Source organism: Pseudohaliea sp. (assembly GCF_040217025.1).
Classification (GTDB): Bacteria; Pseudomonadota; Gammaproteobacteria; order Pseudomonadales; family Halieaceae; genus Pseudohaliea.
The window spans coordinates 773,137-787,558 of the sequence record NZ_JAVJOA010000010.1 but is presented as its reverse complement, the minus strand read 5'-3'; the positions used below and the strand labels follow the sequence as shown (position 1 = coordinate 787,558).

General features: G+C 69.5%; 16 protein-coding genes. 7 read left to right on the top strand and 9 right to left on the bottom strand.

Translation table 11 applies throughout. From position 1 onward, the window contains the following. The first annotated feature begins 5 nt into the window (after positions 1 to 5). Positions 6 to 1,199 (top strand): geranylgeranyl diphosphate reductase, encoded by a 1,194-nt coding sequence (locus RKE50_RS15010; protein ID WP_350037664.1) that lies wholly within the window; start codon positions 6 to 8, stop codon positions 1,197 to 1,199. Between the two features lie 23 nt (positions 1,200 to 1,222). After that, a complete protein-coding gene (locus RKE50_RS15005) occupies positions 1,223 to 1,477 on the top strand; it encodes a hypothetical protein (protein ID WP_350037662.1) in 255 nt (84 codons plus the stop codon). Between the two features lie 25 nt (positions 1,478 to 1,502). On the opposite strand, the gene acsF is transcribed toward RKE50_RS15005, so the two are convergent. After that, positions 1,503 to 2,561: a magnesium-protoporphyrin IX monomethyl ester (oxidative) cyclase gene (acsF, locus tag RKE50_RS15000; protein WP_350037660.1), complete on the bottom strand. Its 1,059-nt coding sequence runs from the start codon at positions 2,559 to 2,561 to the stop codon at positions 1,503 to 1,505. Positions 2,562 to 2,780: 219 nt separating this feature from the next. Between acsF and RKE50_RS14995 the strand changes: the two genes are divergently transcribed. Beyond that, on the top strand, positions 2,781 to 3,251 hold the full coding sequence (locus tag RKE50_RS14995) for a BLUF domain-containing protein (protein WP_350037658.1): 471 nt from the start codon (positions 2,781 to 2,783) through the stop codon (positions 3,249 to 3,251). Positions 3,252 to 3,301: 50 nt separating this feature from the next. On the opposite strand, the gene RKE50_RS14990 is transcribed toward RKE50_RS14995, so the two are convergent. From RKE50_RS14990 to RKE50_RS14980, 3 genes are all read right to left on the bottom strand, one after another. Beyond that, a complete protein-coding gene (locus tag RKE50_RS14990) occupies positions 3,302 to 3,946 on the bottom strand; it encodes a DUF4136 domain-containing protein (protein ID WP_350037656.1) in 645 nt (214 codons plus the stop codon). Between the two features lie 75 nt (positions 3,947 to 4,021). Then, entirely contained in the window at positions 4,022 to 5,020 is a 999-nt protein-coding gene (locus RKE50_RS14985; protein WP_350037898.1) for a DUF3080 family protein, read from the bottom strand. Positions 5,021 to 5,066: 46 nt separating this feature from the next. Next, the gene (locus RKE50_RS14980) at positions 5,067 to 5,696 is read right to left on the bottom strand and encodes a glutathione S-transferase family protein (RefSeq protein WP_350037654.1); all 630 of its coding nucleotides are present in this window, start codon (positions 5,694 to 5,696) and stop codon (positions 5,067 to 5,069) included. A gap of 227 nt (positions 5,697 to 5,923) precedes the next feature. Between RKE50_RS14980 and RKE50_RS14975 the strand changes: the two genes are divergently transcribed. Then, complete coding sequence (locus tag RKE50_RS14975; RefSeq protein ID WP_350037652.1) at positions 5,924 to 6,376, top strand: c-type cytochrome; 453 nt, start codon at positions 5,924 to 5,926, stop codon at positions 6,374 to 6,376. Between the two features lie 32 nt (positions 6,377 to 6,408). On the opposite strand, the gene RKE50_RS14970 is transcribed toward RKE50_RS14975, so the two are convergent. From RKE50_RS14970 to RKE50_RS14960, 3 genes are all read right to left on the bottom strand, one after another. After that, complete coding sequence (locus tag RKE50_RS14970; protein ID WP_350037650.1) at positions 6,409 to 8,397, bottom strand: UvrD-helicase domain-containing protein; 1,989 nt, start codon at positions 8,395 to 8,397, stop codon at positions 6,409 to 6,411. A gap of 75 nt (positions 8,398 to 8,472) precedes the next feature. Next, positions 8,473 to 9,972, bottom strand: a complete 1,500-nt coding sequence (locus tag RKE50_RS14965; RefSeq protein ID WP_350037648.1) for a YifB family Mg chelatase-like AAA ATPase — start codon at positions 9,970 to 9,972, stop codon at positions 8,473 to 8,475. Positions 9,973 to 10,021: 49 nt separating this feature from the next. Next, positions 10,022 to 10,285, bottom strand: coding sequence for an accessory factor UbiK family protein (locus tag RKE50_RS14960; protein ID WP_350037646.1), 264 nt, complete (start codon positions 10,283 to 10,285; stop codon positions 10,022 to 10,024). Between the two features lie 357 nt (positions 10,286 to 10,642). Here RKE50_RS14960 and glnK (RKE50_RS14955) point away from each other — a divergent pair, with 357 nt between their 5' ends. From glnK (RKE50_RS14955) to glnK (RKE50_RS14945), 3 genes are all read left to right on the top strand, one after another. Continuing rightward, complete coding sequence (gene glnK / locus RKE50_RS14955) at positions 10,643 to 10,981, top strand: P-II family nitrogen regulator (RefSeq protein ID WP_350037644.1); 339 nt, start codon at positions 10,643 to 10,645, stop codon at positions 10,979 to 10,981. A 37-nt stretch (positions 10,982 to 11,018) separates the two neighbouring features. Beyond that, entirely contained in the window at positions 11,019 to 12,257 is a 1,239-nt protein-coding gene (amt, locus tag RKE50_RS14950; RefSeq protein ID WP_350037641.1) for an ammonium transporter AmtB, read from the top strand. A 134-nt stretch (positions 12,258 to 12,391) separates the two neighbouring features. Continuing rightward, complete coding sequence (gene glnK / locus RKE50_RS14945; RefSeq protein ID WP_035518223.1) at positions 12,392 to 12,730, top strand: P-II family nitrogen regulator; 339 nt, start codon at positions 12,392 to 12,394, stop codon at positions 12,728 to 12,730. Positions 12,731 to 12,776: 46 nt separating this feature from the next. On the opposite strand, the gene RKE50_RS14940 is transcribed toward glnK (RKE50_RS14945), so the two are convergent. Together RKE50_RS14940 and xerC are read right to left on the bottom strand one after the other, a co-directional pair. Further along, positions 12,777 to 13,478 (bottom strand): HAD family hydrolase, encoded by a 702-nt coding sequence (locus tag RKE50_RS14940; protein ID WP_350037639.1) that lies wholly within the window; start codon positions 13,476 to 13,478, stop codon positions 12,777 to 12,779. Next, positions 13,475 to 14,422, bottom strand: a complete 948-nt coding sequence (xerC, locus tag RKE50_RS14935) for a tyrosine recombinase XerC (protein ID WP_350037637.1) — start codon at positions 14,420 to 14,422, stop codon at positions 13,475 to 13,477. Before xerC ends, RKE50_RS14940 begins: the two co-directional genes overlap by 4 nt.

Below are 14,422 nucleotides of genomic sequence, written 5' to 3'. Positions count from 1 at the left end.
CCCGGATGCAGGACACAGAAACCTTTGACGTGGTCGTGGTCGGCGGCGGTCCCGCCGGTGCGACTGCCGCCACGGACCTCGCTCGCGGCGGGCACAGCGTGCTCCTGCTGGAGCGGGCCTTCCGCATCAAGCCCTGCGGCGGCGCCATTCCGCCGCGGCTGATCGAGGACTTCGATATCCCCCAGCACCTGCTCGTGGCCCGGATCAGCGCCGCGCGCATGGTCTCCCCGGCCAACGAGCGTGTCGACATGCCCGTAGGGGATACCTATGTCGGCATGGTGGACCGCGACGTCTTCGACCCCTGGCTGCGCAAGCGCGCGGCGGAGGCCGGCGCGACGGTGCGCACCGCCACCTTCAAGGAGCTCGAGTACCTCGACGACGGCAGGGTCCGAATCACCTACCTGGACAAAGATACGGTGGGCGAGAAACGGCAGGTCGTGGCCCGCGCGGTGATCGGCGCCGACGGTGCCCGCTCCCGGGTGGCCGCGGGCTGCGTGCCCGGTGGCGACAAGGTGCGCACGGTATTCGCCTACCACGAGATCGTCGAGTCGCCCGCGGCCAACGACGGCGCCGACTTCGACCCGCAGCGCTGCGATGTCTGGTACCAGGGCCGGCTGTCACCGGATTTCTACGCCTGGGTGTTCCCCCACGGCGACAAGACCAGTATCGGCGTGGGCAGCGAGCAGAAGGACTTCTCGGCGCCGGAGTCCGTGGCAAAGCTGCGGGCCGACGTGGGCCTGACCGACGCCCGCACGGTGCGCCGGGAAGGCGCGCCGATTCCCCTGAAGCCGCTGAAGCGCTGGGACGACGGGCGCAACGTCCTCCTCGCCGGCGATGCCGCCGGGGTGGTGGCGCCGGCCTCGGGCGAGGGCATCTACTACGCCATGGTCGGTGGTCGCCTGGCCGGTGAGGCCGTGGCCCAGTTCCTGGCTACCGGTGATGCGCGCGTACTCAAGCGCGCGCGCAAGCGCTTCATGCGCGAGCATGGCCGGGTCTTTTTCATTCTCGGCATCATGCAGCGCTTCTGGTACACGACCGACAAGCGCCGCGAGAAGTTCGTGAAGATCTGCAAGGACCCGGACGTCCAGTACCTGACCTGGCAAGCCTACACGCAGAAGAAGCTGCAGCGCGCCCGCCCGGTGGCGCACGTGCGCATTTTCTTCAAGGACGTCGCCCACCTCCTCGGCTTCGCCCGCTAGCCGGGGCCTCGGGCCCCGGCGGCGTGGAAAGCTGGTTCGCCAGCGGGCGCATCGTCGATGCGCTACTGCTGCTGGTGCTGGTTGAAGCGATAGTTTTCCTGTGCGCCGGCAGGGGCCGGATGCTGCTCCCCAATCTCGCCGCCGGCGCCTGCCTGCTGCTGGCGCTGCGCTCGGCGCTGACCGGTGCACCGGTTGCGCTCACGGGCCTGTGGCTTGCCCTGGCGGGCGTGGCCCACGGGCTGGACGTGGCCGGTCGCTGGCGGACCGGCCGGGGTTAGCCTGGCGGCGGGCTTGACCCGCGGCTCACCAGGCCGGTGCCATGCGCACCTGCTCGGGCAGCTCGTTCGACTTCACGGGCATGAGGTAGAGGCGGGCGAAGGTCGCCGCGCCGCGTAGCGCCAGCCAGCCCCGCTGCAGCCCACCGACAATGCCGCCGCGCTGCTTGGCTGCCTGGGTGGCGACGTTGATGTCGCGCAGCCGCTCCAGGCCGCGGCGGAAGGCCGGGTTGTCCGTATCGAGGGTGAGCGGGAAAGTCTGCTTGCTGATCTCCGTGGTGATGTCGAAGACCTTGTAGTCGAACTCCGTCGGGTCCATGCCCAGCGCCCGGTAAAGCTGGGGCCGGGTGTGGTCGCGCACGTACATTGTCGAATACACCGCGAGCAGGAAGAAGCGGATCCACAACTTGTTGAGGCCGCTGGTCAGGTGCGGATTCGCGCGCATGATCAGCGCGAAGGCCTCGCCGTGGCGGAACTCGTCGTTACACCACTCCATGAACCAGTTGAAGATCGGGTGGAAGCGGTACTCCGGGTGCCGCTCGAGATGCCGGTAGATGGTGATGTAGCGGGCGTAGCCGATCTTCTCGGAGAGGTAGGTGGCGTAGAAGATGTACTTCGGCTTGAAGAAGGTGTACGCCTTCTCCCGCTTGAGGAAACCGAGGTCCACGGCGACGCCGAGGTTCTTCAGGGACTTGTTGATGAAGCCGGCGTGGCGCGACTCGTCCCGGGCCATGTAGCCCATGAGGTCGGCGATGTCCTTGTTCTGCACGTTCTTCTGGATTTCCTGGTAGAGCACGCAGCCGGAGTACTCCGAGGTCACCGACGTGGTGAGGAAATCGAGGAACTCGTCGTGCAGCTCTTCCGGAATGTTGACGTCGTCGAAGGTGATTTCCTTGCGGAAGTGGGGCCGGTTCTCATCACGCTCGAATTCGGCCATCATCTCGTCCCATTCGCGACGAACGGGCGTGATGTCCAGGCGGTCCATGGCGTCGTAGTCCGTGCGGTAGAAGCGCGGCGACAGCAGGGTTTCCTGGGTGGCTTTTTCGGTGGTGGATGAGATGCCGGTGGCGGCGATGGTCTGACTCATGGCGTTTGGTCCTCGTCATTCCCGCGCAGCACGCCCGCGCGACGGCAGCCAGGGGTGCAATGCGAATCACTCCCATGAGCATGGGTCAGCGGCGCGAGACTGTCAATAAAATTTGACATTATGCATGTCAAGTATAGGTAACTATACTTGGAGTCTCAAGCTAACCGCCCGTCAGTGGCGGTAGGCCGGCACTCCCGCCGGCTCGAGGGAGGGAAGGCAATGCCAGATGGTTCGGAACGCGGCCGAAGCCGCGAACCCGGGGGCCAGCCCACGCTGTATCACATCGGTTACGTGAGTACCCAGCGTAGGCCCATGACCGCCGATGAGCTCCTGCACCTGCTGGAGAACGCCCGCGCCTACAACGAGGCCCGCGGCATTACCGGTGTGCTTCTGCACCGCGACAATTCCTTTTTCCAGGTTCTCGAGGGGGCGGAGAGCGACGTCCGCGCGATCTTCTCCCGGGTCACCGCTGACCCGCGCCACGAGCGTGTTGAGGTGCTGTTCGATGAACCGGTGGAGGAGCGCGAGTTCTCCGACTGGCGCATGGGCTTCCTGGAACTCGATGGGGTCGACGTCACCCAGCTCGACGGTGTCTCCGACTTCCTCACCCGGGATCTCGACCCGCGGGAAATGTTCACCCGCCTGTCCCGGGCCAAGCGGCTGATGCTGCTGTTCCGGCAGATGTGCTAGCGGGTTTCCGCGTCACCCCGGCCGCGGTGCCGGGGCGACGGTGAGCGCGGCTACTCGCTGTCGGGCAGTCCCGCCAGGGGCGGGAAGGCGGCGAGGATGCGCACCGCGGCGCTGTCGTACTTGTCCTGGTCACGCTCCGGCTCGCCCTTGAGCCGGGAGCTGGTCACGCTTCGCCAGACCGATTTCTTCAGTGCCGGGTCGATCATGTCGACAATGAAGGTGCCGAGCGTGTACTGCTGCACGGAGACATCCGTCCGTGTGGGCATGCAGGACCAGCAGCTGTACATGGAGTAGCGGTTGTATGGTCCCCAGCCGGCACCGTACATGCCGCCGTAGGCCGGCGTCTCGTAGGTGCGCACGTCGGTCTTGTCTTCCGTCGCGAGATGCCAGCTCAGGAGCAGGTCGGCGTTCGCAGGGTCGTCGACGATGGTGATGCCCTTGGCTTCCAGCGCCCGCTCGAGTGCGAGATCGATGCGGTCGCGGGTCATGTCGGAGAGGTTCAGCGGGTTCTGGCCGCCCACGTGACCCGAGTCCCGGTACCAGGCCACGGTGTCCACGCCGCTGAAGTCATAGCCGGGGTTGAAGTCGACCATCGATTCCGGTGGCTTGCTGGCGCAGGCGCCCAGTCCGGCCAGTACGAACAGTGCGATCACGGCGCCGACGAGGCGGTGCGGGAAGAGGAGTCGGTCAGTCATGGGGGCGTCCTTCCGTTGGCGTCTTCTCATGGTACCACCGCTGCCGGCGCCGTGAACGGTGGCCCGGCTGTGCCGTCAGGCGGGTGCGGGGCCGGGGGAAACGCCAGGGCCGCCGGGGCAGTCGGCGAGCAGCTCGAGAATGGCTTCCACGTGCCGTCGCGGGGCCCCGGCCGCGGCGAGGACCTCGTCGCGCTGCCGGCGCCACTGCAGGTAAGGCGGGGGCAGTGCCTCCACCAGCCGACCCTCTAGCGCCTCGAGCGGTGGCAGGAGCTGCTGTCGCCGCCGCTCCACGGCAGCGGACCAGGGCTGGACCCCGCCCACGAAGAACTTGCGCACGACCGTGCGCAGTACGTCGACTTCCGCGGGCACGAGGCCGCCCCGGCACAGCGGGCCCTCGGCCGAGCGCCGCGCCAGCATGGCGTTGGCGCGGGCCAGCGCCTCCCGCTGCAGGGCCAGCGCGGCCAGCAGCGCACCGCCGTCGCCGCGGGCGACGGCGGAGAGCAGCAGCTCGAAGGCCTGGTTGTCCGCGCGGTAGTCGCCGGCGAGCCAGCGCGCCGCGAGCGCGTCGATAGCGGCGAGGGCGCTCACCGGCTCGCTGCTGGTTTCCGCCGGATAGGCAGCGAGCGTCGCCGGAGCCCGCCAGAAGTCGCGGAACTCGTCACTGCCCAGGGTGGCGTTGAAGATCCGCCCCGGGAGCTGCGCCCGCTTGCTGGCCGCTGCCCGGTCAAGGGTCGCCGCCAGCTCGTCGCGCCCCTCGCCGCGGAGCCGCTCGCTGCAGGCGGGGGCGAGGCGAAGGAATTCCAGCTCCAGGAGCAGCCGCTGCGAGGGCGCGGCGAGGCGGCCCAGGCTGCTGTTGCGCTTGCCGACGGTGACCTGCAGCGCGCAGCCGCGCAGCGCGAGAAAGTCGAGGGCGTCGATGCTGTCGCCGGGCAGCGCCAGCTGGACCGCGCCCACCCGCGGTGGCAGCGGGCGGCCGGCGTCGCCGGCCTCGGGCGCGGCGGTGCCCAGGGCCCCCTCGAGGCGGCCGACGTAGCGCTCGAGGTCTTCCCCCGGCCCGCGCGTGCAGGCGCCCAGGCAGGCAGCGAGGACCAGGGCTGTGAGCGCGCCGCGGGGCAGGACGCTAGCCCTGGATGCCCAAGGTCTCGCGCGTGCGGGCCAGCCAGCCGTGGAGGTGGGTACAGCTTTCCGGCACCGACTCCTTGATCCAGCCGGCGAACTCGATGGCCACGAGCAGGTCGATGTCCGCGAGGGTGACGCCACTGCCAACGAGGAAGTCGCGCCCGGCGAGTGTCTTGTCCAGCGCCGGCCAGGTCTGCGCGAGCCGCTGCCGGCCGCGCTCGCAGAGGGCCGGGATCTGCGTGACCTTGAAGGGCCCCGGGAGGGCGCGGTCCTCGAAAGCCGGGTTGCCGTTGCGCAGGGTCTCGGCGATGGCCATGAACACGCCGACGAAAAGGTGATGGTCCCAGGCCAGTACCTGCGCCCGCGCCAGGGGGCCGTCGCCGAAGAGCGGCTTTTCCGGGTAGAGCGCCTCGAGGTAGTCGCAGATACCGATCACCTCGGCCATCACGGTACCGTCATCGAGCACCAGGGCCGGGACCGTTCCCGCCGGGTTGATGGCGCGGTAGCTCTCGCCCAGCTGCTCGCCCTTCATGAGATCGACCTGGGTGGTCGGAAGCTCGATGCCCTTGTAGGCGAGGAACAGGCTCAGGCGCCGGGGGTTCGGGGCCGGGTCGAAGGTGTAGAGCTGCATGCGGTGACTCCCACGGATCTGGAACGGGCCCGTAATGTAGCAGCCCCCGCAGGACATGTCGTGCCGGCGTCCCCGGCCAGTTCCCGGCGGCTCCTGTGCGCGTTCCGGCAGGGAGCCCGAGGGCGATCAGCAGGCGCTGCGAGGCGGTTGAGAAGGGGTTGCCGGGCGAGTTTCCGGCCGGCGGCCGAGTGGCTATAATGCGCGCCCATTAACAGGGAGGAAACACCGTGTTGAAACAGATTCTTGTGGCGGCCGCGGCCGGCAGCCTGGCCCTGTCGGCCATGGCCGTTGACCTGACCGAAGAGCAGCGCGCCGAGATCGCCAAGCGGCTCGAGCCCGTCGGCTCCGTGTGCCTCCAGGGTGACAGCAGCTGCGTGAAGCAGGCCGGCGGTGCCGGTGCGGCAGCGGGCGGCGACGCGATGGCGGCGGCCACGGTCGACGGCGAAGCCGTTTACAACCAGGCCTGCATGGCCTGCCACGCGACCGGCGCCGGCGGGGCGCCGATGGTCGGCAACGTCGACCAGTGGGAGCCGCGGATCGCCAAGGGCATGGACGCGCTGCACAGCAGTGGCATCAACGGCGTTGCGGGCACCAGCATGATGGCCAAGGGTGGCCGCGCCGACCTGTCCGACGAGCAGGTGATGGCCGCCGTTGACTACATGGTCGAGAACAGCCAGTAAGCCCTTCCCGGACCGGCGGCCGCCGGTCCGGCTCAGTCAAACAGCGCCTGCAGCGAGGCCAGGGTTTCCTGGCCCCGTTCGCTGTTTTTCTTTTCGTCCGCGTCTGTACCCCCGACACGTTCGAGGTCGCCCTGCGGCAGCTCGTCGAGGAAGCGGCTCGGCGTCGTGTCGATCTTTTCGCCGTACTGGCGCCGCTGGCGCGCCCAGGTCAGGGTCAGCGTCTCGCGGGCGCGGGTGATGCCGACGTAGGCCAGCCGCCGCTCCTCCTCGATGGCACCGTCCTCCAGACTGTTGCGGTGCGGCAGCAGCCCCTCCTCCATGCCGATGAGAAACACGTGGGGAAACTCGAGCCCCTTGGCCGCGTGCAGCGTCATCAGCTGCACCGCCTCACCGCTGGCGCGCTCCTCCTCCTGCTGCTCCATGAGGTCGCGCAGCACCAGCTGTGCGACCGCGTCTTCCAGCGACAGGCTTTCCCGGCGCATGAGCTCGCCGAGGCTGTCCACCAGGAACCAGACGTTGCGCATGCGACGTTCGGCCACTGCCTCGTCCGAGCTCTGCTTGACCAGCCAGTCCTCGTAGCGGATTTCCCTGAGCAGCCCGCGCAGGGCCTCCGTGCCGCCGCCCTCGCGGGCCGCGCGCCGGGCCCTGCCGAGGAGGGCGGTGAAGGCGCGCAGCCGCTCGGCGGTCGCCGCAGGCAGGCCCTCGCCCTCGCAGGCCCGGGCCAGGCTGGTGCCCGAAGCCGCGGCGGCCTGGCCGAGCGCCGCGAGGGTGGTCGCACCCAGGCCCCGGCGGGGGGTGTTGGCGGCGCGCAGGAAGGCGTTGTCGTCGTCGGGGTTGAGGAGCAGCCGCAGGTAGGCCATGACGTCCTTGATCTCGTTGCGGGCGAAGAAGGACGTGCCGCCGCTCAGCTGGTAGGGCACCTGCTGGCGCTGCAGTACCAGCTCCAGGAGCCGCGCCTGGTGGTTGCCCCGGTAGAGGATCGCGTAGTCGCCCCAGCGCGTGCGCCGGCGCAGCCGGTGGTCGGCGATTTCAGCGACGACCTGTTCGGCCTCCGCGTCCTCGTCGGCACACTGCATGACGCGAAGCGGATCGCCGGGGCCCAGCTCGCTCCACAGTGACTTTTCGTGCAGGTGCGGGTTGTTGGCGATGAGCGTGTTGGCCGCGTGCAGGATGCGGGTGCGCGAGCGGTAATTCTGCTCGAGCTTGATGACGCGCAGGGCCGGGAAATCACGGCCGAGCTGGCCCAGGTTCTCCGGCCGGGCGCCGCGCCAGGCGTAGATGGACTGGTCGTCATCGCCCACGGCGGTGAGGGCACCGCGCGGGTCCACGAGCTGCCGCACCAGCAGGTACTGCGCCTCGTTGGTGTCCTGGTACTCGTCCACGAGCAGGTAGTGCACCCGCTCCTGCCAGCGCTGCCGCGTTTCTGCGCAGCGCCCGAGCAGCTGCGTCGGCAGCGCCAGCAGGTCGTCGAAGTCGACGGCGTTGAAGGTGCGCAGCGCCTCGTCGTAGCGCTCGTAGGCGCGGGCCGCCAGCAGCGCGGCGGCGTCGGTTGCGGTGCCGGCGGCCTGCGCGGGCTGCACCCCGGCATTCTTCCACTGGCTGATGCGCTGCATGACCGCCGCGGCCTGGTCTGCCGCGCGGCCCTGTTCACCGGCGAGCAGGTCCCGGAGCAGGGCGAGGCTGTCGAGGTTGTCCATGATGGAAAAGCCGCGGCGCAGCCCCGCCTTGCCGAGCTCTGCACGCAGGATGCGCAGGCCGAGCTGGTGAAAGGTACTGATGGCCAGGCCCTCCGCCTGCTCCCGGGGCAGCAGCCGGTGAAGGCGCTCGCGCATCTCCCGGGCCGCCTTGTTGGTAAAGGTCACCGCGGCAACGCGATCGGGGCGCAGGCCGCAGTCGCGCACCAGGTACGCGACCTTGCGGGTGATGACGCTGGTCTTGCCGCTGCCGGCTCCGGCGAGGACGAGGAGCGGGCCGTCGATGTAGCGAACGGCTTCGCGTTGCTGGGCGTTCAGGTCGGTCATCGGGCGGGTCGTGGCTGTCCGGGCGCGTAGCGTGTCACGAAGGCCGCGGCAGGGGAACCTTGAAACCTTGATCAGTCACTCCGCCGCCGGCTGCCGGTAGCCGAGCGCCTCCACCAGCTGTGCCCGGCCGGGTGCCAGCACCGCGGCGAGGTCTGCCAGGGTCAGGGCGACGCGCAGGCAGCGCTTCAGGGCCCGCGGTGACAGCCCGAGGCGCTCCGTGGCCTGGGCGAGCAGTTCGCGATCAGCGCCGCCCAGGGGGCAGTATTGGGCCAGCGCCTCGTCGTCCAGTTCCGCGTTGCACCGGCCCTGGCGCGCGCGCTGCCGGTTCCTTGCCACCAGCACCCGCTCGCGCACCGGCGCGCTGCCCTCGCCGCGGGCAGCCTGCGCGAGGAGATCCCGGGGCGGCGGGCGCGGGACGGGGACGTGCAGGTCGATGCGGTCGAGCAGCGGCCCGGAGACCCGCTGCCGGTAGCGGTTGATCTGCTCGGGGGTGCAGCGGCAGGCGTGATCCGGGTCGCCGTCATAGCCGCAGGGGCAGGGATTCATGGCCGCGACCAGCTGGAAGCGCGCCGGGAAGCTGACCCGGTGCCGGGCCCGCGCCAGGGTGACGCGGCCGGCTTCCAGCGGCTCGCGGAGCATGTCCAGCGTGTGGCGGCCGAACTCCGGCAGCTCGTCCAGGAAGAGCACGCCGCCGTGGGCGAGGGATATCTCGCCCGGTCGGGGTACGCTGCCCCCGCCCACGAGCGCAGCGGCGGTCGCACTGTGGTGCGGTGCCCGGAAGGGCCGTTCGGGCACGCTGCCGCGGCTTGCAAGGCTGTGCAGGGCCAGTGTTTCGAGCGCCAAGCGCGGCTCCGGCGGCGGCAGGAGGCCCGGCAGGCGGCTGGCGAGCATGGTCTTGCCCGTGCCCGGGGGACCGGTGAACAGAAGGTGGTGGCCCCCGGCGGCGGCGATCTCGAGCGCGCGCCGTGCGCCCGGTTGGCCGATCACGTCGGCGAGGTCCGGCGCGGGCGGGGGCGCGGCGGCCATTGCCGCGGTGGCCGGCTGCAGGGGGCGGGTGCCGCGCAGCCCGGCGCAGAGGGAGAGCAGGTCCGGGGCGCAGAAAACCCGGCTGCCGGGCACGCGCGCTGCCTCGCCGGCCGCGGCGTCCGGCAGGGCAAGGCGCCGCCCCGCGTCGGCGGTCGCGATGCTCACCGGCACCACGCCGGGCACCGGGCGCAGGCCCCCGTCCAGGGCCAGTTCGCCGATGAACTCCCAGGCGCCGAGGCCCGCTGCCGGCAGCTGGCCGGAGGCGGCGAGGATACCGAGGGCGATGGGGAGGTCGAAGCGGCTGCCGCCCTTGGGCAGGTCTGCCGGGGCGAGGTTGACGGTGATGCGCCGCTGCGGAAAGGTGAAGCAGCTGGTGAGCAGGGCGCTGCGCACCCGGTCGCGGCTCTCGCGCACGGCGGTCTCGGGCATGCCGACGACCTGGAAGGCGGGCAGGCCGTTGGCGAGGTGGGTCTCGACTCGCACCAGCGGGGCGTCCAGCCCGGCGCTCGCACGGCTGTAGACCATGGCGTAATCGGTCGCGTCGTCCATCGCTCGTCCCTGAGCAGCTGCGTTGCTGGCGGCCGGTGCGGCGGCCCGGTCAACCCCGGTTTTTCTCCAGCGCGTCCAGCTGTTCCAGCAGGGCCGCCAGCTCGGCCTCCAGTGCCTGCACCCGGGCGCGGGTGCGCGCCAGCTGCGCGGCCTGGGCGTCGAACTCCTCGCGGCTGACCACGTCGAGGCGCGCCAGCGCGGATTGCAGCAGCAGCTTCGCGTTGCGGTCGACCTCGCCGCGCAGTCCCTCGGCCCCGACGAGCTCGTTGACCTGCTGGATAACCTCGCCGATCGGTGGTGGTTTCAGCGCCATTGGGTGTCCCCCGGTTTCCAGCGGGCAGTGTAGAGGATCGCGCAGACAGGGCCCAGCGCCGGACAGTGCACCATGGCGGTGCATTGCTTTCTCGTGGTGCGGCAGTCTCTGCGGGATCGCGTGCCGCGGCGGCCGCCGCATGGCCCTGTTTTTTGTAAGTCATTGTTATCCGGACCAAAAATATTCGCTGGCATACGCTCTGCAATCCCGCCGGCAGGAATCGTCATCCGCCACTGACCTGGCTCGGTGGTCCGGCTGAGACTGCGGCGATCCGGGCGCTGTCGGTGACAGCGCCACCTGCGAGGACACAGAACTCGGCGCGCCTGTGAAGCGCCGCCAGGACATCGGGAGAGTTACATGAAACTGATCACGGCTGTGGTGAAGCCCTTCAAGCTGGACGACGTGCGCGAAGCGCTGTCGGAGATCGGCGTACAGGGCATCACTGTCACGGAAGTCAAGGGGTTCGGTCGCCAGAAGGGCCACACGGAGCTCTACCGGGGCGCGGAATACGTGGTGGATTTCCTGCCCAAGGTGAAGATCGAGGTCGCCGTCGGCGAAAGCCTGTTCGAGCAGACGATCGAGGCGATCACCAAGGCAGCCAATACCGGCAAGATCGGCGACGGCAAGGTGTTCGTCTCCACCCTCGAGCAGGTCATTCGGATTCGCACCGGCGAGACCGGTGAAGAAGCCATCTGAGACCGCTTAACAGGACTTCGAGACGAGAGTGAATCCCATGGAAAACGATATCTTTCAACTGCAATACGCGCTGGACACGTTTTATTTCCTGGTGTGCGGGGCCCTTGTGATGTGGATGGCGGCCGGCTTCTCCATGCTCGAGGCCGGTCTCGTGCGGGCCAAGAACACGACGGAGATATTAACCAAGAACGTGGCGCTCTACGCGATCGCCTGCATCATGTACATGGTCTGCGGCTACGCCCTCATGTACGGCGGCGACATCTTCCTGTCGACGATAGCCGGTGACGGTGTCGCCGGGGCGGACGAGCCCGCCGCCTACGCGCCGTCGGCGGACTTCTTCTTCCAGGTGGTGTTCGTCGCCACGGCCATGTCCATCGTCTCCGGCGCGGTCGCCGAGCGCATGAAGCTCTGGGCGTTCCTTGCCTTTGCGGTGATCATGACCGGTTTCATCTACCCGATGGAGGGCAGCTGGACCTGGGGCGGCAACCCGGTCTTCGGCATCTACACGCTCGGCGACCTAGGCTTCCTCGACTTCGCCGGCTCCGGGATCGTCCACATGGCCGGCGCGGCGGCAGCCCTGGCCGGTGTGCTGCTGCTCGGGCCGCGCAAGGGCAAGTACGGCTCCGACGGCAGCGTCAACGCCATTCCGGGCGCCAACCTACCGCTGGCGACGCTCGGCACCTTCATCCTCTGGATGGGCTGGTTCGGCTTCAATGGCGGCTCGGTGCTGGCCACGGCCAGCGTCGAGAGCGCCAACGCCGTCGCCGTGGTGTTCATGAACACGAACACGGCGGCCGCCGGCGGCCTCGTCGCCGCGCTGCTGACCGCGCGCCTGATGTTCGGCAAGGCCGATCTCACCATGGCACTGAACGGCGCCCTCGCCGGCCTCGTGGCCATCACCGCCGGCCCGGATACGCCGAGCGCGCTGCAGGCGACGATTTTCGGCGCCATCGGCGGGGTCCTGGTCGTGTTCTCGATCATCACCCTGGACAAGCTGCACGTCGACGACCCCGTCGGTGCCATCTCCGTCCACGGCGTGGTCGGCCTGCTGGGCCTGCTCCTGGTCCCGGTCACCAACGGCGAGAACTCCAGCTTCACGGGGCAGCTCATCGGCGCGGCGACGATCTTCTTCTGGGTCTTCCTCACCAGCCTGATCGTGTTCTTCGTGATCAAGATGGTGATGGGCATCCGCGTGGGTGAAGAGGAAGAGTACGAGGGTGTCGATCTCGGTGAGTGCGGCCTCGAGGCCTACCCGGAGTTCGTCACCCAGAAATAGCACAAGCTTGCGGGCGCATTGAAAAATGCGTTTTAGGGGGCCCTCGGGCCCCCTTTTTTTATCCGCGCTTTGTCCTTGCCACCTGCCCCCTCGCCTTCCTATCATCGCGGTTCAATTCCCGGAGACGCGCGACCATGAAGCTTGTTACCGCGATCATCAAACCCTTCAAGATGGACGACGTGCGCGCCGCCCTGTCCGATATCGGTGTGCAGGGCATCACCGTTACCGAGGTCAAGGGCTTCGGCCGCCAGCGCGGCCACACGGAGCTCTACCGCGGCGCCGAGTACGTCGTGGATTTCCTGCCCAAGCTGAAGCTGGAGATCGCCGTGGCTGAGGGCCAGCTCGATGCCATCGTCGAGGCGATCATCAAGGCGGCCAACACCGGCAAGATCGGCGATGGCAAGATCTTCGTCACGGACCTCGAGCAGGTCATCCGCATCCGCACCGGGGAGACCGGCGAAGAAGCCGTCTGAACCCGGTCTCCGCCGACAGGGCGTCGGTGACCGGCGGTCCTGAAGGCTAGAGAGCCGCCAGCGCCGACGGCAGCTCCGTGAGCTGTTGCACCGTTGCATCCGGCCGTGCACCCTGGGCCGGGTCCCAGGGCTCTGCGCCGGGATTGAACCAGACCGTTTTCAGGCCCGCCTCCCGCGCCCCGGCCACATCGTGGGACGGCGAGTCGCCCACGTGGGCAATGGCCGTCGCCTCGACCCCGGCCCGCTCGATGGCCGCGCGGAACAGCTCCGGCGCGGGCTTGCTCGCACCGACGTCTTCCGCCAGGAAGGCAAAGTCGAAGTAGTCTCCCGCGTCCGTCTTGTAGATGTCGGCATTGCCGTTGGTCAGTGCGCCGATACGGTAGTGACGGGCGAGCTGCTCGATGACCGCCAGCGCCTCCTCGTACAGCTCCACCTTGTGGCGTTCCCCCAGGAAGACGGTGAACGCGGCCTCGGCGCCGGCCCGCGCCTCGCGCTCGCCGTAGCCCGCGTCGCGCTGCAGTTCGTAGAGGAACTGGCGGCGCATGTCGCTCACGTGGTGTGCGAGCCGCGGCTCGCGGCGCACCAGCGCGCGCTTGCGCTCGAACAGGGCGCTGTCATCCAGGCCGGCGAGCGCGCCGGGGCGGTGCCGCTCCAGCCAGGCGCGCTGCGCGGCCTCGGCGCGCAGCAGTGCGGGCTCCACGTCCCAGAGCGTGTTGTCCAGGTCGAAGGTGACCACCGCGACGGTCATTCGTCCTCCCCGCCCTCCTTGCCTGCGGGGCGCCGGGCGCGGGGGTGGGCGGCATCGTAGACCTTCGCGAGGTGCTGGAAGTCGAGGTGGGTGTAGATCTGCGTCGTGCCGATATTGGCGTGTCCCAGCAGTTCCTGCACGGCGCGCAGGTCACCGCTGGACTCGAGCAGGTGGCTGGCGAAGGAGTGCCGCAGCATGTGCGGGTGCACGTCCTGGCGCATGCCGCTGCGCCGGCCCTGGAGCCGCAGCCGGGCCTGGATGTTGCGCAGACTGATGCGGCGGCCCCGGCTGCTGGTGAACAGGGCGCGGCTGCCGTCCGCGTCGGCCTGCAGCGAGGGCCGGACCCGCAGCCAGGCCTCGAGCGCGTCCAGGGCGACGGTGCCCACGGGCACGGTGCGGGTCTTGCGGCCCTTGCCGGTCACCGTGACCAGGCGCTGCTGCCGGTCCAGGTCATCGATGTCGAGGGCGACGAGTTCCGCCAGGCGCAGGCCCGACGAATAGAACAGCTCCGCAATGGCGCGATCGCGGATCGCCAGCGGCGCGTCCTGCTCGAAGACGAGGTATTGCTGCAGCTGGTCCGGATCGAGGGTGCGCGGCAGCTTGCGCGCGCGCCGCGGCGCCTGCACGGCGGCCGCCGGGTTGCGCGGGTGCCCGCCGCTGCGGCCGAGATAGTTGAACAGCGAGCGGGCGGCCGAGAGGGCACGCTGGATGCTGCCGCCGGAGAGGCCGCGGCGGTGCAGGCCGCCGACCCAGTGGCGGATGTGCGCCTCCTGGACCTTCTCCGGGCGGTAGATGCCCTGGCCGCCTAGCGCGTCGCCGAGCCCGGCGAGGTCGCGGGCGTAACCGTCGACGGTATGCGGCGACAGCTGGCGCACGTCGCGCAGGTAGGTGAGGAAATCATCCACCGCCGTGGCGAAGTCCACGGTCTCCCGCGCGGCGGTCAC